This window comes from Micromonospora sp. NBC_01699 (assembly GCF_036250065.1).
Lineage (GTDB): Bacteria > Actinomycetota > Actinomycetes > Mycobacteriales > Micromonosporaceae > Micromonospora_G.
The window spans coordinates 6,934,365-6,952,541 of the sequence record NZ_CP109199.1 but is presented as its reverse complement, the minus strand read 5'-3'; the positions used below and the strand labels follow the sequence as shown (position 1 = coordinate 6,952,541).

Sequence of the window (18,177 nt, the reverse complement as noted above, 5' to 3'; positions counted from 1 at the left end):
TGACATGAGTGGGCTCGGGACGTACAACCGGACAGAGAGCGCTCTCTCCTCCGTCCCGTAGAGAGGCCAACATCATGACCAACACCGTCCCGGCCCCGGCCGGAACCAACCCGAGACGACGGCGGCTCATGCTGCTGGCCGTGCTCGCCACGGTCCTCACCGTGGTGAGCACGGTCTCGGTGACCGCCCGCGCCGCCGTGCCGCCGACCCCGCCCGGCTGGAGTCTGGTGTGGAGCGACGACTTCACCGGCGCCGCCAACACCCTGCCGTCGGCCGGCAACTGGATCATCGACACCGGCACCAGCTATCCGGGCGGCCCGCCCAACTGGGGCACCGGCGAGATCCAGACGTACACCAACAGCACCGCCAACGTCAGCCACGACGGCGCCGGCAACCTGCGGATCACCCCGATCCGGGCCGCGAACGGCCAGTGGACCTCGTCCCGGATCGAGACCGTACGGACCAACTTCAAGCCGCCGGCCGGTGGTGTGCTCGCCATCGAGGGCCGGATCCAGATGCCGAACGTGACCGGTGCCGCGGCGGCCGGCTACTGGCCGGCGTTCTGGGCGCTCGGTGCGCCGTACCGGGGCAACTACCAGAACTGGCCGGCGATCGGCGAGTTCGACGTGATGGAGAACGTCAACGGGATCAACTCGGTCTGGGGCGTACTGCACTGCGGGGTCGCGCCGGGCGGGCCGTGCAACGAGTTCAACGGCCTCGGCGCCAACCGGGCCTGCCCCGGCTCCACCTGTCAGGCCGCGTTCCACACGTACCGCTTCGAGTGGGACAGCGGTTCCAGCCCGCAGCAACTGCGCTGGTACGTCGACGGCCAGCTCTACCACACCGTCACCCAGACCCAGGTCGGCCAGCCGCACTGGACCAACATGACCAGCCACGCCGGCTACTTCCTGCTGCTCAACGTGGCGATGGGCGGCTCGTTCCCGAACGGGGTGGCCGGCGGCACGACGCCGACCGCGGCGACCGTCTCCGGTCGGCCGATGCTGGTCGACTACGTCGCGGTGTGGAGCCGGGGCGGTGGCACCCCACCCACCACCCCGCCGCCGACCACTCCGCCGCCCGGTGGTGGTGGCAGCGCGTACGCGACGATCCAGGCCGAGGCGTACAACGGGCAGAACGGCGTACAGGTCGAGGCGTGCAGTGAGGGCGGGCAGAACCTGAGCCACCTGGCCGCCGGTGACTGGGCCCGGTTCGACAACATCGACTTCGGCACCACCCCGGCCCGCGACTTCGTGGCCCGGGTCGCCTCCGGGGCCCCCGGCGGGGTGGGTGGCCTGGTCGAGGTACGCCTGAACAGTCCGACCGCCCCGCCGATCGGCAGTTTCGCCCTCGCCAACACCGGCGGCTGGCAAACCTGGCAATCGGTCCCCGGCAACATCACCCCCACCACCGGCCGCCACACCGTCTACCTCACCTTCAGCAGCGGCCAACCGGCCGACTTCGTCAACGTCAACTGGCTAACCTTCCGCCGCTAAACCCCCCTCCCTCCTCCCTCCCTCCCCTCCCTCCTCCCTCCCTCCCCTCCCTCCTCCCTCCCCTCCCCTCTCCCCTCCGTCGATCTTGCAGTTGTGGTGGTCGCAATGTGCCCTTGAGGGCTTTTGTGTGCCGCCACGACTGCAAGATCGGCGCTGGGGAAGGGTGGGGTCTGGACAGAAACAGTTAAGAGTCTTAATAATTGGCCAACTGTCGATGTCTGCCGATGCCTGACCGGCCGTGGAGGCCCGAATGAAGCGCTCCAGAATCCTGCTCCTGTCCTTGATCACGACCCTGGTGGCGGCATTCGGCGCTGTCTGGGTGGCGATGCCGGCGTTCGCCGCCGGCCCGACCGCGACCTTCGTCAAGGTCTCCGACTGGGGGACCGGTTGGGAGGGTAAGTACACCGTCACCAACGGCGGGACGACGACGATCACCGCCTGGACGGTCGCCTTCGACCTGCCCACCGGCAGCCGGGTCGGCACCTTCTGGGACGCCACGATGACCTCGTCGGGCCAGCGGTTCACCTTCACCAACCGGTCCTGGAACGGGAACCTGGCCCCGGGCGCGTCGGCCTCGTTCGGGTTCAACGCCACCGGCGCCGGCAGTCCGACCAACTGCACCCTGAACGGCGCGGCCTGCGGCGGCGGCACCACCCCCACCACCCCGCCGACGACCCGCCCGCCGACCACCCCGCCCACCACCACCCCGCCGACCACGCCGCCGCCCACCACCCCGCCGGTCACCCAGCCGCCGAACTCGCCGCTGCCGAAGCACTTCCTCACCGGCTACTGGCACAACTTCGACAACCCCGCCGTCGAGCTGCGGCTGCGTGACGTACCGAACGAGTACGACCTGATAGCGGTCGCCTTCGCCGAGGCCACCAGCACCCCCGGCGCGGTCACCTTCGGCATCGACCCCGGCCTGTCCAGTGCGCTCGGCGGTTACACCAACGCCAACTTCGTCAGTGACGTACAGACCCTGCACTCGCGCGGCAAGAAGGTGATCCTGTCCGTCGGCGGCGAGACCGGCCGGGTCGCGGTCAACGACGCCACCTCCGCGACCAACTTCAGCAACACCGTCTACGGCCTGATCCAGCAGTACGGCTTCGACGGCGTCGACATCGACCTGGAGAACGGGCTCAACCCGACCTACATGGCCCAGGCGCTGCGCAGCCTGCGGAACCGGGTCGGCGCCAACCTGATCATCACGATGGCGCCGCAGACCATCGACATGCAGAACCCGACGGTCAGCTACTTCAAGCTCGCGCTCGACATCCGGGACATCCTCACCGTCGTACACACCCAGTTCTACAACTCCGGTTCGATGCTCGGCTGCGACCAGCAGTTCGCGTACGGCCAGGGGACGGTCAACTTCATGACCGCGCTCGCCTGCACCCAGCTCGAAGCCGGCCTCCGGCCGGACCAGGTGGCGCTCGGCCTGCCCGCCGGACCCGGTGCGGCCGGCGGCGGCATCGTCGCACCGGCCCTGGTCAACCAGGCGCTCAACTGCCTCGCCCGGGCCACCAACTGCGGCAGCTTCGTGCCGCCGCGCACCTACCCCGGCATCCGGGGCGCGATGACCTGGTCGATCAACTGGGACGTCTCCAACGGCAACAACTTCGCCCGTACGGTCAAGCCGCACCTGGCCACGCTGCCGTGACCGCCGGTTCTCCGGCGACGTTCACCGTCGGCACCGCCCGGCACTGACGACCGGTCGCCCCGGCACCCAACCGGTGCCGGGGCGACCGCTCCGACCCGCAACCAGGGCGCGCGGGACGAGTGGCTGGTCAACGGTGATCAGCCGCTTGTCCCGCGCCCGGGTCGGGACAGACCGGGGTACGCGGCTCAGCGGACCGGCGTACGTTCGGCCCGGTCCCGGCTCTCCGGGCGCCGTGACCGGCGGCGGCGGACCCGCTTGAGCACCCAGGTCGAGACGACGAGTACGAAGCCGGCGAGCAGTGCCAGGTCGAACCAGGTGCTGTACCGGTCGATCTGCTGCCAGCGCGAGCCGAGCGCGAACCCGAGCCCGATGAAGATCGAGTTCCAGATTCCGCTGCCCAGCGTGGTCAATGCCAGGAACCGGCCGATCGGCATGCGGTTGGCGCCGGCCGGCACCGAGACCAGGCTGCGGACCACCGGCACCATCCGGCCGAGCAGCACCGCCCAACTGCCGTACCGCTCGAACCAGCGGTCGGCCCGGTCCAGGTCGTCCGCGTCGACCAGCGGGATCCGGTCGAGCCAACGCTTGAGCCGCTCCTCGCCGAGGACCGCGCCGACCCAGTAGAGCGCCAGCGCCCCGACCACCGAGCCGACCGTCGCCGCGACCCCCATCACGAAGACGTTCGCGCCGCCCTCGCCGGCCAGGTAGCCGGCCAGCGCGAGCACTATCTCGCTCGGGACCGGCGGCACGAGATTCTCCAGGGCGACCAGCAGGCCGACCCCGAACGGCCCCAGCGTGTCGATGACCGAGGCCACCCACCCGGTCAGCCCGCCCATCTCGGTCGGCTCCGCCGCGGTGCTGACCAACATCGACGCTGCTCCCTCGGTAGCCCTCGACCCGTTCCGGACGGGCGGGTGGAAACAAACCTCCTACCCGCCACGATCCACTCCTACACCCGCCGGCCCCGACCAGGGATCGGTTTGCCGGTACGGCGTACCGGAAAAGGCAGTCGGGCATGGGTGACCGGTGGTATTCCGAGGCAGTCGTCTACTGCCTCGACATTGACACGTACGCGGACTCGGACGGCGACGGGGTCGGCGACCTTCGCGGGCTGATCGGCCGGCTGGACTACCTGGCCCGGCTCGGGGTCACCTGCCTGTGGCTGCACCCGATCCACCCGTCGCCGAACAAGGACGACGGTTACGACGCCACCGACTTCTACAACGTCGACCCGCGCTTCGGCACCCTCGGCGACTTCGCCGAACTGCTGCACCAGGCCCGGAACCGGGGCATTCGGGTGATCATCGACCTGGTGGTGAACCACACCTCGGACGAGCACCCGTGGTTCCGGTCGGCCCGCTCGTCGCCGGACTCGCCGTACCGGGACTGGTATGTCTGGTCCGACGAGGCGCCGCCGGACCGCAAGCAGGGCATGGTCTTCCCCGGCGAGCAGGACGAGACGTGGAGCTACGACCGCACCGCGAAGTCCTGGTTCTACCACCGGTTCTACCGGTTTCAGCCGGATCTGAACATGGCCAACCCGGCGGTACGCGAGGAGATCAAGAAGATCGTCTCGTTCTGGCTCCAGCTCGGTGTCTCCGGGTTCCGGATCGACGCCGTGCCGTTCATCATCGAGCTGACCGAACCGGGCAACCCGGACTCGCCCAAGGACTTCGAGTTCGTCACCGAGCTGCGCCAGCACGCGCAGTGGCGCCGGGCCGACGCGGTCCTGCTGGCCGAGGCGAACGTCGAACCGGCCCAGCTCGTGCACTACTTCGGCGACCGGGGCGGCTCCGCCAACCGGCTGCACATGCTGTTCGACTTCATGCTCAACGGGCGCCTGGTGCTCGCCCTGGCCCGGCAGGACCCGGAGCCGATCATCGAGGCGTTGCGGGACACCCCCGAGTTGCCCTACGGCGGGCAGTGGGCCACCTTCCTGCGCAACCACGACGAGATCGACCTGTCCCGGCTCACCGCCGAGCAGCGCGACCAGGTGTTCGAGCAGTTCGGCCCGGACGAGGGGATGCGCCTGTACGGCCGGGGCATCCGGCGGCGGCTGGCCCCGATGCTCGGTGGCGACCGGCGGCGGATCGAGCTGGCGTACGCGTTGCAGTTCTCGCTGCGCGGCACACCGGTGCTGCGCTACGGCGAGGAGATCGGGATGGGGGAGGACCTGTCGCTGGACGGGCGGGACGCGATCCGTACCCCTATGCAGTGGTCGTTCCAGGACAACGCCGGCTTCTCCGCCGCCGAGCCGGAGCACCTGATCCGCCCGGTCATCACCGGCGGCGAGTACGGCTACGAGCGGGTGAACGTGACCGCGCAACGGCACGACCCGGGTTCGTTGCTGTCCTGGTTCGAGCGGATGATCCGTACGCTGCGGGAGGCCCCGGAGGTCGGCTCGGGCCGGTGTACGGACCTGGACCGGGTGATGCCGCCGGGGGTGCTGGCGCATCGAGCCGACGGCCCGAGCGGCACGATGCTGTTCCTGCACAACCTCGGTACGTCCGACGCGGTGGTGGACCTCGGCGACCTGTACGCCGAGGCGGATCTCCCCGGTGACGTGCTCGCCGACCAGGAGTACGCCCCGGTCGGCAAGCTCGACGCGCTGGCCGTGGCCGGGTACGGCTATCGCTGGATCCGGTTGCACCGCGGCCCGGGCATGCTGGGTTAAGCTCCTCCCGCCGAGCGTAAGTTACCGGGAGGTAATCATGTCGGAACAGCCCACTGTCGAGTCGGAACAGTCCCGCGTCGCCATCGTCACCGGCGCCGCCCGAGGCATCGGGGCGGCCACCGCCCGGCGGCTCGCCACCGACGGCCTGGCCGTCGCCGTGGTGGACCTGGACGAGTCGGCCGCCGCGGCGACCGTGGAGTCGATCGTCGCGGCCGGTGGCCGGGCGCTCGCGGTCGGTGCCGATGTGGTCGACCCGGAGCAGGTGCAGGCGGCGGTCGAGCGGGTCGCCGCCGAACTGGGCGCGCCCGCCGTGCTGGTGAACAACGCCGGGGTGCTCCGGGACAACCTGCTGTTCAAGATGACCGACGCGGACTGGGACACCGTACTGGGCGTCCACCTGCGCGGCGCCTTCCTGTTCACTCGGGCGGTGCAGAAGCACATGGTCAAGCAGCGCTGGGGCCGGATCGTCAACCTGTCCAGCACCTCCGCCCTGGGCAACCGGGGGCAGGCCAACTACGCGGCGGCCAAGGCCGGGTTGCAGGGCTTCACCAAGACCCTGGCGATCGAGCTGGGGCCGTTCGGCATCACCGCGAACGCGGTGGCGCCCGGCTTCATCGTGACCGACATGACCGCCGCGACCGCCGCCCGGATCGGGGTCGACTTCGACGATTTCCAGCGGGCCGGTGCCGCCGAGATCCCGGTCCGCCGGGTCGGCCGGCCGGAGGACGTGGCGCACACCATCTCGTACCTGGCCAGCGAGGGGGCGTCGTTCGTCTCCGGTCAGGTGATCTACGTGGCGGGCGGCCCGCGCGACTAGCCGGCGACCGCCGCGCGGGTCAGGCTGCCGCCCGGGTCAGGCTGGTGTCCGGGTCAGGCTGGTGTCCGGGTACGGCGCAGCCAGAGCAGGCCGAGCACCGGCAGTACCAGCGGAATGTAGCCGTAGCCCGCGCCGAAGCCGGACCAGACCGTGTCGTCCGGGAAGAGAGCCGCGTCGAGCAGGCTGGTGGCGCCGACCGCCAGCACGCCGACGAGTTCCACCGTGCAGCAGACCAGGGCGATCCGGCGACCGGTACGACCGGCGCGGGCCAGCCCGACGGTGGCCACTATGTAGACCACCGCCGCGAACGCCGACAGCAGGTACGCGACCGGCGCCTCGTCGAACTTCGTCGCGATCTGGAGGGCGGCGCGGGAGGTGGCGGCGATCGCGAACAGGATGTAGACCGCGATCAGCACCCGGCCGGGCCCGGCGTTGGTCACCCGCCCCGCCGACGAGGGCGACGCCCCGGTCGTCGTTCCAGCTTTCGTCGTTCCGGGTTCCGACGTTCCGGTCGGTTGTTCAGCCACCGGTCACCTCCCAGGTCTGCTGGAGCCGTACCACGACGACCGGGATGACCAGGCAGACCACCGTCACGATCACCGAGCCCCACCGGGTCGGTTCCATCCGGGCCAGCACTCCGGCCAGCGGCGGCAGGCAGACCAGGGTGACCAGGTAGCCGAAGAAGGTGCCGGGTTCACCGGGCTGCTCGCCGCCGGCCCACGCGGCGAGCGCCAGGCCGGCGAGGACCAGCAGGCTCGCCTCCACGATCGCCAGGCCGACCAGGTGGGTCAGGTCCGGTGCCCGGTTGCGCAACGTCGTGATCAGGCTCCACCCGGCGAGTACGAGCGAGAGCACGATCGTCACCGTCACCAGGGAGCCGTTCACGCCCGACAGCCTAGTGAGCCCGCCGCGGGCCACTCCGACCTGCCCACCGGGCACCCGTCACGGCTGGTCACTCCATCAGCACACGTCTATCATCGGTCCGGTTGGGCTCCGAGCCGGGCCGCACCGGTTCACAACGGGGTCCGGCGGGGTTCCGGGCAGGGCTCCGGTTGGGCGACACGGACCGTGGGGAGCGACGGCGTGGGCGCGACGGGTGTGTGGGCATTGCTGATGGCCGGCGGTTTTGTCGTGCTCGCCCTGCTCGGGCTGGCGGTGCTGGCCGACCACTCCCGTACCCCGCGTCCCGACCCGGGCCGGTTGCGCGAGGAGGCCGACGAACTCGCCGTACACGCCGCCCAGGCCCAGGTCGACGCGGCCGCCGCAGCCGAGCGGGCGCTGCTGGCACGGGCCGAGGTGGCAATCGCGGAGCAGGCCAGGGATGCCGCCTGGACCGCCCAGGAGACCGTCGAGCAGGCGTACGACCGGGCCTGGCAGGCGGCGCTCGCCGGCCGGCGAGCGGCCAGGGTCACCGACGGCGCCCCGGCCGACGACCCGGAGCGGGAACGGGCAGTGTCCCGGGCCGCGCTCTCCGCCTACCGACGCGGGGACATCTCGGTGCAGGAACTGCGGGAGGTGTTCCGCCGGTCCGGTGACTGGGACCCGGCCCAGGAGGAGCGCGAACGCGCCGCCGAACGCTGCCGGATCGAGCAGGGCGCGGCCCGCCGGGCGCACGACCGGGCCGCGGCCGGGCTCCGCCGGGCCGAGCAGGCGGCCAGGGTCGCCGAGGTGGCCGCCGAGGCGCTGGTCGACGAGGCGGCCGAATCCGCGGCCGAGGCGGACGAGGCCCTGCTGGCCGTGCAGCGGCACACCTCCCGCCGCCGGTTCCTCCGCCCCCGGCGTCACCGGTAGGGCTGCTCGCCGGAGCCTGCCGTGTTGCGGGCCCGGTGAGGCGCTAGGTTAACCACGGTGGCCGGGTACGGCCGGACACCGGCGCCACCGGCGCTGGCCGGGCGAGGAGAGGAGCCGGCGTTGCTACGGTTCGGGCTGTTCGGCACGGGTCACTGGGCCGCCGAGACACACGCGGCGGCGCTCGCCGCGCACCCGAAGGCGCAACTCGCCGGCATCTGGGGCCGTGACCACGACAAGACCAGGGCGCTGGGCCAGCGGTACGGCGTACCGGCCTTCGACGACGTGGACGAGTTGATCGAGACGGTCGACGCGGTCTCCGTGGCGCTACCGCCGGACATCCAGGCTGACATAGCGGTCCAGGCCGCCATCGCCGGCAAGCACCTGCTGCTGGACAAGCCGCTGGCGCTGAGCCTGCCCGACGCGGAGCGGGTGATGAGCGCCACCGCGCGGGCCGGGGTGGCGTCGCTGGTCTTCTTCACCAATCGGTTCCACCCGAACGTGGCCGGATTCCTCAGCTCGACCGCGGCCGCCGGCGGCTGGTACGGCGCCCGCGCCACCATGTTCGCCTCGATCTTCGAGCCGGGAAACCCGTACGGCGCGTCGCCGTGGCGGCGGGAGCGGGGCGCGCTCTGGGACATCGGCCCGCACGCCCTGTCGATCATCGTGCCGGTGCTCGGCCGGGTGACCCAGGTGTCCGCGCTGGACGGCCCACGCGACACCATCCACCTGATGCTCGCCCACGTCACCGGCGCGACCAGCACCCTCTCGCTGACCCTGAACGCGGCACCGGCGGCCCGGACCTTCGACTTCGTCTTCTACGGCGAGAACGGGGTGGAAAGCGTGCCGAGCGGGAACGGCACCGCCGTGGAGGCCCTCTCGCTGGCCCTGGACCAGTTGGTCGAGGACGTCGACTCCGGTGCCCGGGACCACCCGTGTGACGTACGGTTCGGCCGGGAGGTGGTGGCCGTACTCGACGCCGCCGAGGCGGCCCGCCGGCAGAGCCGTACGGTCCGGCTGCCGGGCTGAGTTTCGGGGCGTCCCGCCGCCGGGCTGAGTTTCGGGTGTCCCGCCGCCGGAAATCGGTTGCCGGGGATATCGCCCATGGTTAGCGTGGCCGCCATGTGCACGTTCACGCATGCCCTGATCAACGTGGCCGCCGCGCCGGCCGCGTGGGGCCAGCTGTTGGCGTCCCGCCCGCGAGTCCGGCGTACGGCCCTGGTCTGCCAGGACGTGCACGCCGCCTGATCTTCCGAGCCCGCTGGACGGCACCAGGCCGGTCCAGTGGCTCCGCTGCGCCGTGTCCGCCGCGCACACCCAGGGCCGATCCGAGTCCAGATCCCGCTCGGACAGGCCCCGACTCGTCGTGCCTGTCCGGATCGCCGCCCGGTCCTGTTCACCGTGGCGGCAGACAAGGACACCGGCCGTGGCACCTCGCCAACCCGTCAACCGACCGCACCAACCCGCCGGGACCGCCCGGCACCCTGACAACGAGCCACCCCCGCCCGCGCGGCAACCCGAGAGCGGGCCGTCCCCACTCACGCGGCAACCCGACAACGGGCCACCCTCGGCCGCCGGGGCCGCCCGGCAAGCGGGCCGTCAGCCGGGCCGGAACACCGAGCGTGACCGGTCCCGTCGCGTACTGTCGCAGAACTTCCTGCATCATCCCGACGCCGTCCGGCAGATCGTGGCCGCCGCCCGGCCCGGACCGGACGACCTGGTCGTCGAGGTGGGCGCCGGGCGCGGGGTGCTGACCCGGGCACTGGCCGCGCGGTCCGGCCGGGTGCTGGCGTACGAGATCGACCCGTACCTGGTCCCGGTGCTGGCCGACACCTGCGCACCGCTGACGAACGTCACCTGCCTGGCCGAGGATTTCCTCGCCGCCCGCGCACCCGACGAGCCGTACGCGGTGGTGGGCAACATCCCGTGGGCGCTGACCGCCGGGGTGGTCGACCGGTGCCTGCGGGCACCCCGGCTCACCTCGGCGACCCTGCTCACCCAACTGGAGTACGCCCGCAAACGCACCGGTGACTATGGCCGGTGGAGCCGGCTCACGGTGCTCACCTGGCCGTCGTTGCACTGGCGGCTGGCGGGCCGGGTGCCCCGGTCGGCGTTCCGTCCCGTACCCCGGGTGGACGCGGGCATTCTCCGGCTGGACCGGCGGGTCAGTCCACTGGTGGCACCGGCGCTGTTGCCGGCGTACCAGCGGTTGGTGGAGCTGGGTTTCGGTGGCGAGGGCGGTTCGCTGTACGGGTCGCTGCGCCGACGCTATCCACGGTCGCGACTCGACGCCGCCTGCCGGGCGACCCGGCTGGCCGTCGACACCCCGGTCGGGTTCGTCTGGCCGGAGCAGTGGCTGGCCCTGTTCCGCCTGCTCCAGCCGTACGCCCCGGACTGACCGGTAGTGCACGAGTTGCGTCGAATATTGAGTTTGTAGGGCAGTGGGGCAGAGCTGAAATTAAGCTGACGACTTGTCGGCTCTGCCCTTTTTGCTGCAAATAATGGAGAGTGTCATGAAGAGAACGAAGGTACTGGTCGGCGGCGTGGCCGGCCTGGCGCTGGTCCTCGGCCCGGCGACCGCCGCGATGGCGGAGGACACCATCGTCACCCTGACCGTGACCGCCGAGGACGGGCTCACCATCACCGTTCCACCGACGGCGAACATCGGCTCGGCCAACCCGGGTGACACCGCGACCGGCCAGATCGGCCCGGTGACCGTGGCCGATGAGCGTGCCGCGCTCAACGCCGCCTGGACCGCGACCGTCATCTCCACCGACTTCACCACCGGCGGCGGCACCCCGGCCGAGACGATCCCCGACATCAACGTCCTCTACTGGTCCGGTGGCGCCACCGCGACCAGCGGAAACGGCACCTTCACACCGGCCCAGCCGACCGCGGCCGACGCCGTGATCATCAACGTGCCGCGGACCGTCTTCACCCACACCGCGGGCAGTGGTGACAACTCCGCGACCTGGAACCCGACCCTGCTGGTCAACATCCCGGAGACCGCCGTCGCCGGTGTCTACACGGGCACGGTGACCCATTCTGTTCTCTGATCGCCTCCGCCGGCTGGCGGTGCTGGCCGCCGTCGCCGTACTGACGGTCACGGTGCCCGTACCGCCGGCCGGCGCCGTGTCCCGCGCCCCGAACGGGGACGACGAGGATGGCCGGATCAGCATCCGACTGCTGGACATCCCCGCCGCCCGGGTCCAGGATCCGCGCGCCCGGACGTACATCATCGACCACCTCAAGCCCGGCGCGACCATCAATCGCCGGATCGAGGTCCGCAACTCGTCGTCCGAACAACGGAAAATCGAGCTGTACGCCGCCGGCGCCTCGATCGAGGAAAGTGTCTTCGTCGGTGCCGACGGACGTACCGCCAACGAGCTGAGCGACTGGATAGGCGTCGAGGTGCCGAGCGTCGACCTGGCCCCGAACAGCAAGAAGCTCGTCCGGGTCACCATCACCGTGCCGGAGACCGCCTCGGCCGGCGAACGGTACGCGGCCGTCTGGGCCCAGGTCACCCGGCCGCCGTCCGACGACAGCAACGTCGGCCAGATCCGCCGGGTGGGCGTACGGGTCTACCTCGACATCGGTACGGGCGGCGAACCGGCGACCGACTTCCGGGTCGACGGACTGGCGTTCGGCCCGCCCGCCGGCCAGTGGCCGGTGGTCACCGCCGAGGTGCACAACACCGGTGGACGCGCCCTCGACATGGCCGGCACCCTCACCCTGGCCCACTCCTCCGGCACCCTCAGGGCCGGACCGTTCGACGTGGCCAGCGGCGTGTCCATCCTGCCGGGCCAGTCCGGGCAGGTGCATGTGGTGCTGGACCAGCCGCTGCCGGACGGCCGCTGGGACGCGCGGTTGGTGCTGCTCAGCGGCACCGTCGAGCGGGTAACCGAGGCGACGCTGACCCTGCCGGCACCGGTCGGCGCGATAGTGGCGGAACCCGACGGGCGCTCGGCACCCGTGCTGGCCATCGGCGCCGGGCTGCTGCTCGCGGTCGTGGTCGTCGCCTTCCTGGCGTACCTGGTGCGCCGCAACCGCGCGACGCGCGCCGGGGCCGGCGCGGCCTGAGCCGACGGCGGCGCCCGCCGGTCGGTTTGTCGTCGGGTCGGCCGGGTAGGCCCGGACATGCAGGTGCACCGGCTCGGGGGACCGGGCGACTTCGATCCGTTGCTGGCCCACGTCGGCCGCGCCCGAGTGGTGATGCTGGGCGAGGCGAGCCACGGCGGGTACGACTACTACCGGCTGCGCGAGCAGTTCACCCGCCGGCTGATCGCCGAGTGCGGGTTCAACTTCGTGGCCGTCGAGGGCGACTGGCCCGACTGCGACCGGGTACACCGCTCGGTGACCGCCGCACCGGGCGCCGACACCGACCCGCAGGTCGCGCTGGAGCGGTTCGAACGCTGGCCCACCTGGATGTGGGCCAACGCCGAGGTGGCCCGGTTCTGCCACTGGCTGCGCGCCTGGAACTCCGACCGGGCGGAGCCGGACCGGGTCGGCTTCCACGGGCTCGACGTCTACAGCCTGTGGGACTCGATGCGGGCGATCTTCGACTACCTCGGTGAGGACGACCCGGCCGCGGTGGCCGCCGCCCGGGAGGCTTACCGCTGCTTCGAGCCATACGGGCAGCAGGTCGAGGAGTACGGGCTGGCCAGCCGGTTCGTCTCGGCCAGTTGCGAGGACGAGGTGATCCGACTGCTGGCAGCCGTACGGGCCCGCGCCGCGTCCGACGGGGCGGACCGGTTCGCCGCGTGGCAGAACGCCGAGGTGGTGGCGGGCGCGGAGCGGTACTACCGGGCCATGGTGGCGGGCGGCCCGCAGTCGTGGAACGTACGCGACACGCACATGGCGGACACCCTGGACCGGCTGCTGGACCGGTACGGGCCGGACACCCGGGCGGTGGTCTGGGCGCACAACACCCACATCGGCGACGCGCGGGCCACCGACATGGCCGACGCCGGCATGACCAACCTCGGCCAGTTGGCCCGTGAGCGGCACGGGGCCGACGAGGTGACCCTGGTCGGCTTCGGCGGCTACCAGGGAACGGTGGTCGCCGCGCCGCGCTGGGGCGCACCGGCCGAGATCATGACCGTGCCGCCGGCCCGCCCCGGCTCGCTGGAGGACCGGATGCACGGCATGCTGCCCGAACGGGCGCTGCTCGTGCTCTCCCACGGCGACCGTCCGGAGTGGCTGAACGAGCCGGCCGACCACCGGGCGATCGGGGTGGTCTACGACCCGTCGTTCGAGGAGTGGGGCAACTACGTACCTACCCGGTTGGCCGACCGGTACGACGCGTTCATCTGGTGCGACCAGACCACCGCCGTACACGAATTGCAGGCCTTCGCGGAGCCGGGCGAGCTGGAGACGTACCCGGCGGGGCTCTGAGACCGACCCCGCGCGACCCGGCGGCGGCCCACGGGTCTCACCAGTCGTGCATCGAGCCGTCGGCGAGCCGGTTCACCGGCAGATACCTGGGCGTGTACGGGTACCGCGCGGCGGCCTCCTCGTCGAACCGGACACCGATGCCCGGCTCGTCACCGAGGTGCAGCATCCCGTCGGCGAACCGGTAGCCGGCCTGGAACACCTCACCGGCCGGGTCGAGGTGGTCCATGTACTCCTGGATGCCGAAGTTCGGGATCGTCAGGTCCAGGTGCAGCGCCGCGGCGATGCCGATCGGCGAGACGTCGCCCGCCCCGTGCGAGCCCGACTTCACGCCGTAGGTGTCGGCGAAGTCGAAGACCCGCTTGGTGTGGGTGATCCCACCGGTGTGCGGCACCGACGTACGGATGTAGTCGACCAGCCGCTCGGAGATCAGGTCCTTGCAGTCCCAGATCGTGTTGAAGACCTCCCCGACCGCCAGCGGGGTGACGGTGTGCTGCCGGATCAGCCGGAACGCCGACTGGTCCTCGGCCGGCGTACTGTCCTCGATCCAGAACATCCGGTACGGCTCCAGCGACTTCCCGAGCCGGGCCGCCTCGATCGGGGTGAGCCGGTGGTGCACGTCGTGCAGCAGGTGGAAGCCGTAGCCGAGCTGGTCGCGGGTGGCGGCGACGAGCTTCGGCACGAAGTCGAGGTAGGCGGCGGTGTCCCAGACGTCCTCGGCCGGCCGGTCGTGCGCGGCCGGCTCGTAGGTCAGGCCGCCGCCGACCCGGATACCGTAGGTCGAGGTGAGTCCGGGGATCGCGGACTGGACCCGGACCGCCCGGTAACCGGCTTCCAGGAAGCGGGCCACGTCGGCCACCGCGTCGTCGATCCCGGCGCCGCTGGCGTGGCCGTAGACCGTGACACCGTCCCGGGCCGCCCCGCCGAGGAGCTGGTAGACCGGCAGGCCGGCGGCCTTGCCCTTGATGTCCCACAGGGCCACGTCGACGGCGCCGATGGCGGTCATCGTCACCGGACCCCGCCGCCAGTAGGCGCCCCGGTACAGGTACTGCCAGGTGTCGGAGATCCGGGCCGCGTCCCGCCCGACCAGCAGCGGAACGAGATGATCCCGCAGGTACGACGCGACGGACAACTCACGGCCGTTGAGGGTGGCGTCGCCGTACCCGACCAGGCCGTCGTCCGTGGTGATCTTCAGGGTGACGTAGTTGCGGCCGGGGCAGGTGACGAAGACGTCGGCGGCGATGATCTTCATTGGGTGCCTTCCGAGGGGACGGGCGCGGGTGGTGGCGCGGGCGCGGGTGGCGGCTCCGGTGGCGGCGGGCGGTGTGGGCGGTGTGGGCGTTCCTCAGGCAGCGTATTGCCTTCGGTTTGGTCGATGTCCGGTTCGGGGTAGCAGAAGTGGGTGGGCGGATCCCGTGGCGCCGCCACGATCGGCGCGACGGTAGCCGCCACGGACAACTGGAGGAGGAAGAATGCGTACATCGGCGATAGCGGCAGTGGCGGCCCTGGCCGGACTGGGCCTGGCCGCGAGCGGCTGCACCGATGGTGGAGCCGTCGGTCTGGCCACACCGAGCCCGTCCGGCGGTACCGGCACCGTGGCGCCGTCCGGCAGCGCCAGCGCCAGTGCAGGACCGGCGACCGGCGGCCCGGTGGCGTCCTGCGTGACCGGGAACTGGCGTACCGCCTCGGCGGCCGGGCAGACCGGCGGGACGCTGGCCAGCGCCAGCATCAGCGGCGGGGACGGGGTCCTGGTGCAGGTCGGTCCGACCGGCGCGACCACTGTCGACTTCGGCACGATGAAGCCGGTGACCTTCAAGGCGCAACTCGGCGACGCCAGGATCTCCGGCACGTTCAGCTACGCCGGCAAGGCCAGCGGCACGGTCAGCACCGGTGCCGGCGGCGGCTCGACCGGCGACTGGGCCCCGGTGCCACCGTTGCAGTGGGGCGACACCCGCGTCACCGTGGCGTTGACCGAGCCGACGCCGGCCACGCTGTTCGAAAACGTCAAGATCTCCGAGTACGTCGGTGACGGTGCCAGCCGCAGCGGCGACGTGGTCGACATCCAGCCGCTGCTCGGCGAGGGCCGCTACCAGTGCGGCACCGACACCCTGACCCTGACCCCGAAGGACGCTGGCGGCCTGACCTGGGTGCTCAACCGCGCCTGACCGGCCGCAACCTCGGCCGTCCCCGGGCCAAACCTCAACCGCGCCCGACCGGCCGCAACCTCGGCCATCCCCGGGCCAAACCCGCCGGTCCCACCGTGAGGCCGGGTCTTCGGCGCAGGTCCGGCCTCATGCCCCCCGGGGCACGGGCCGGTTCTCGTCGTAGGCCCGGTGTCAGTGGTCGCCGGGCACGGGCTCCGCGTCGAACGGGTCGGCGGTTTCGGTGTCGCAGGGTTCGGGTTCGGTGTCCTGCTCGAATCCGGCCCGCACGATGTCGGAGATCTCCGCGAGGGCGTCCAGTTGCTCGGGAGTGAGTACGTCGACCACCCAGCGCCGTACGTGCGACACGTGTTTCGGTGCGGCCCGCGTGATCTCCTGGAGACCGGTGTCGGTGATCAGGATGAACGCGCCCCGGGGGTCGGTGACACACGGCTCCCGCTCGACCAGCCCGCGCCGGGCCATCCGCCCCAGGTGGTGGGTGAGCCGGGTCTTCTCCCACTGGAGGTGGGCCCGGAGCTGGAAGATCCGCAGCCGCATCCCGGGCGCCTCGCTGAGGTGGACCAGCACGGCATAGTCGCTCTCGGAGAGTCCGGTGTCGGCGAGCAGTTGGCGGTTCAGCCGGCTCTGCAACTCCATCTGCATCGTGATGAAGGAACGCCAGGCACGCTGCTCCCGCTCACTGAGCCACCGTTCCCCGTTCGCCGCCACCCACCCATGATACCCACCAAGGATGACACGTCATCCTCCTCCAACCCCCTCCCCTCCCCTTCCCTCCCCGCGTGCCCTCACCCTCTCTCCCCGTCGATCTAGGGCAAATGGTGGTGAATAGAGATCAACAAGCACCCATATGCCCTAGATCGACGAGGCGAGGGGGTGAGGCACGCGGGGAGGGGGAGGGGTTAGAGCATGGACATGTGTACGTGGTCGGTGTGGTCGCTCTCGCCGCTGTAGGACTTCCAGCCAGTGGCGGGGAACCAGATTTGCTTGTACCAGATGACGTAGAGAATGCCGAGCTGCTCTGCGTTGCGGACCAGGAACGCGGTGAGGTTGTTGCCGTACAGCCGCTGGTCCTGGTTGCGGGCGGAAGCGAATCCGCTGTTGAGCAGGGACCAGTCGCAGGCGCGGCCCTTCGGGTGCTCGAACGGTCCACCGTTGCGGTGACAGCCGACGAAACGGTTGAAGCCGGCCTTCTTCACCTCGTTGTACGCGTGCAGCGTGCGCGGGGTGATGCAGCCTCCGGTGGTCGGGTCGTCCTTGCTGCACGACTCCCTCGGCCAACCGCCACTGGCCGTACGCGGGGCGGCCTTCGCCACCGGCGAGTTCGCGTTGACGAAGCCGTTGGTCAGTCGCTTGCCGCCGACCAGGGCGAGTGAGCGTTCGGCGTCCTGCTTCTGCCGCGCCATCACCGTCGCCTGCTTCTCCTGCTCCTTGACCTCGGCGTCGGCCAGAGCCTTGGCACGTTCGGCCAGTTCGCGGGCGGCGTTGAGCTCGCGCAGCTTCTGGTCGTTGACCGCGTTCATCTCGTCCATCGCGACCGCCCGTTGCAGGAACAAGTCCGGGGAGGCGCTGTTGAGCAGCGCCGATACGGCGCCGAGCTTGCCGGTGCGGTAGGAGCGGGCGGCGATCTCGGCGATCTGGGGGGTCAGCTCCTCGATCTGCGCCTCGGCCTTCCCCAACTCGGTGGCGAGGACGGCCTGTCGCTTCTTCGAGGCGTCGAGCGCGGCCTTCGCTTCGAGGTAGCGGCGACCGGTCGCCTCAAGAACCTCACTCAGCAGTGGCGTGTCGGACTCGGCCGGCCCGGGCGGGGTAGCCGGCGCGGCGAGGGCCGGAGCCGAGAACGGTGCCACCATGAGCAGGGTCGTGACCAATGCCAGGGCAGGCGTGAACCATCGGCGGAGGGGTGCCGTCATGCATGATCCTTCCGTTGGTCGCCGACCGGGTTAGCTGACGGGTTCGGGATGGAAGTGATCCCTACCGCTGTCGCGGATTCACCCCACGTACTCGGTTCCCCGGTTCGTCCAAGGACGATTAGGCGACGGTCCCGCCGGCGCCGGTTGGCGCCGATTGGCGTTGACCGCGAAGAATTCTACCGTGTGATCCGTACCGGTGGACATGCCCGTCCGGTGCGAAAAGCGTTATGGGACAACAACTTTCGGTTATCATTCGCCGTTCTGACTAACGTGGATACCGGC

The 18,177-nt window shown here is 71.0% G+C and carries 18 protein-coding genes and 1 riboswitch; of the genes, 12 read left to right on the top strand and 6 right to left on the bottom strand.

Features of this window, described 5'->3' with window-relative positions; translation table 11 throughout:
* Window positions 1-74: 74 nt before the first annotated feature.
* Together OG792_RS28510 and OG792_RS28505 are read left to right on the top strand one after the other, a co-directional pair.
* The gene (locus OG792_RS28510) at window positions 75-1,493 is read left to right on the top strand and encodes a carbohydrate-binding protein (RefSeq protein ID WP_442932318.1); all 1,419 of its coding nucleotides are present in this window, start codon (window positions 75-77) and stop codon (window positions 1,491-1,493) included.
* Window positions 1,494-1,743: 250 nt separating this feature from the next.
* Window positions 1,744-3,153 carry a chitinase gene (locus tag OG792_RS28505; protein ID WP_329104039.1) on the top strand — a complete coding sequence of 470 codons (1,410 nt, stop codon included), beginning with the start codon at window positions 1,744-1,746 and terminating at the stop codon, window positions 3,151-3,153.
* A gap of 185 nt (window positions 3,154-3,338) precedes the next feature.
* Here the strand turns inward: OG792_RS28505 and OG792_RS28500 are convergent, their stop codons facing one another.
* Window positions 3,339-4,022: a DedA family protein gene (locus OG792_RS28500; protein ID WP_329104037.1), complete on the bottom strand. Its 684-nt coding sequence runs from the start codon at window positions 4,020-4,022 to the stop codon at window positions 3,339-3,341.
* Window positions 4,023-4,168: 146 nt separating this feature from the next.
* Here OG792_RS28500 and OG792_RS28495 point away from each other — a divergent pair, with 146 nt between their 5' ends.
* Window positions 4,169-5,827, top strand: a complete 1,659-nt coding sequence (locus tag OG792_RS28495) for an alpha-amylase family protein (protein WP_329104035.1) — start codon at window positions 4,169-4,171, stop codon at window positions 5,825-5,827.
* A 37-nt stretch (window positions 5,828-5,864) separates the two neighbouring features.
* Window positions 5,865-6,644: a 3-oxoacyl-ACP reductase FabG gene (gene fabG / locus OG792_RS28490; RefSeq protein WP_329104033.1), complete on the top strand. Its 780-nt coding sequence runs from the start codon at window positions 5,865-5,867 to the stop codon at window positions 6,642-6,644.
* A gap of 53 nt (window positions 6,645-6,697) precedes the next feature.
* Here fabG and OG792_RS28485 read toward each other — a convergent pair whose 3' ends face one another.
* A complete protein-coding gene (locus tag OG792_RS28485; RefSeq protein ID WP_329104031.1) occupies window positions 6,698-7,084 on the bottom strand; it encodes a hypothetical protein in 387 nt (128 codons plus the stop codon).
* 79 nt (window positions 7,085-7,163) lie between these two features.
* Entirely contained in the window at window positions 7,164-7,538 is a 375-nt protein-coding gene (locus OG792_RS28480) for a hypothetical protein (RefSeq protein ID WP_329111485.1), read from the bottom strand.
* Between the two features lie 189 nt (window positions 7,539-7,727).
* Here OG792_RS28480 and OG792_RS28475 point away from each other — a divergent pair, with 189 nt between their 5' ends.
* From OG792_RS28475 to OG792_RS28445, 7 genes are all read left to right on the top strand, one after another.
* The gene (locus tag OG792_RS28475; protein ID WP_329104029.1) at window positions 7,728-8,435 is read left to right on the top strand and encodes a hypothetical protein; all 708 of its coding nucleotides are present in this window, start codon (window positions 7,728-7,730) and stop codon (window positions 8,433-8,435) included.
* 120 nt (window positions 8,436-8,555) lie between these two features.
* Window positions 8,556-9,461: a Gfo/Idh/MocA family protein gene (locus OG792_RS28470; protein WP_329111484.1), complete on the top strand. Its 906-nt coding sequence runs from the start codon at window positions 8,556-8,558 to the stop codon at window positions 9,459-9,461.
* A gap of 93 nt (window positions 9,462-9,554) precedes the next feature.
* Complete coding sequence (locus OG792_RS28465; protein ID WP_329104027.1) at window positions 9,555-9,680, top strand: hypothetical protein; 126 nt, start codon at window positions 9,555-9,557, stop codon at window positions 9,678-9,680.
* A gap of 178 nt (window positions 9,681-9,858) precedes the next feature.
* Entirely contained in the window at window positions 9,859-10,830 is a 972-nt protein-coding gene (gene erm, locus OG792_RS28460) for an ErmE/ErmH/ErmO/ErmR family 23S rRNA (adenine(2058)-N(6))-methyltransferase (RefSeq protein ID WP_329104025.1), read from the top strand.
* 115 nt (window positions 10,831-10,945) lie between these two features.
* Window positions 10,946-11,488, top strand: a complete 543-nt coding sequence (locus OG792_RS28455; RefSeq protein ID WP_329104024.1) for a hypothetical protein — start codon at window positions 10,946-10,948, stop codon at window positions 11,486-11,488.
* A gap of 19 nt (window positions 11,489-11,507) precedes the next feature.
* Window positions 11,508-12,512, top strand: coding sequence for a hypothetical protein (locus tag OG792_RS28450; RefSeq protein ID WP_329104022.1), 1,005 nt, complete (start codon window positions 11,508-11,510; stop codon window positions 12,510-12,512).
* Between the two features lie 57 nt (window positions 12,513-12,569).
* Window positions 12,570-13,826, top strand: a complete 1,257-nt coding sequence (locus OG792_RS28445) for an erythromycin esterase family protein (RefSeq protein WP_329104020.1) — start codon at window positions 12,570-12,572, stop codon at window positions 13,824-13,826.
* A 37-nt stretch (window positions 13,827-13,863) separates the two neighbouring features.
* Here the strand turns inward: OG792_RS28445 and manD are convergent, their stop codons facing one another.
* Window positions 13,864-15,075 (bottom strand): D-mannonate dehydratase ManD, encoded by a 1,212-nt coding sequence (manD, locus tag OG792_RS28440; protein ID WP_329104018.1) that lies wholly within the window; start codon window positions 15,073-15,075, stop codon window positions 13,864-13,866.
* Between the two features lie 220 nt (window positions 15,076-15,295).
* Here manD and OG792_RS28435 point away from each other — a divergent pair, with 220 nt between their 5' ends.
* On the top strand, window positions 15,296-15,988 hold the full coding sequence (locus tag OG792_RS28435; protein ID WP_329104017.1) for a hypothetical protein: 693 nt from the start codon (window positions 15,296-15,298) through the stop codon (window positions 15,986-15,988).
* A gap of 171 nt (window positions 15,989-16,159) precedes the next feature.
* Here the strand turns inward: OG792_RS28435 and OG792_RS28430 are convergent, their stop codons facing one another.
* Both OG792_RS28430 and OG792_RS28425 read right to left on the bottom strand, forming a co-directional pair.
* Entirely contained in the window at window positions 16,160-16,693 is a 534-nt protein-coding gene (locus OG792_RS28430) for a MarR family winged helix-turn-helix transcriptional regulator (protein ID WP_329104016.1), read from the bottom strand.
* 191 nt (window positions 16,694-16,884) lie between these two features.
* On the bottom strand, window positions 16,885-17,895 hold the full coding sequence (locus OG792_RS28425; protein ID WP_329104014.1) for a coiled-coil domain-containing protein: 1,011 nt from the start codon (window positions 17,893-17,895) through the stop codon (window positions 16,885-16,887).
* Between the two features lie 3 nt (window positions 17,896-17,898).
* Window positions 17,899-18,030, bottom strand: a riboswitch (cyclic di-AMP (ydaO/yuaA leader).
* Window positions 18,031-18,177 lie beyond the last annotated feature (147 nt).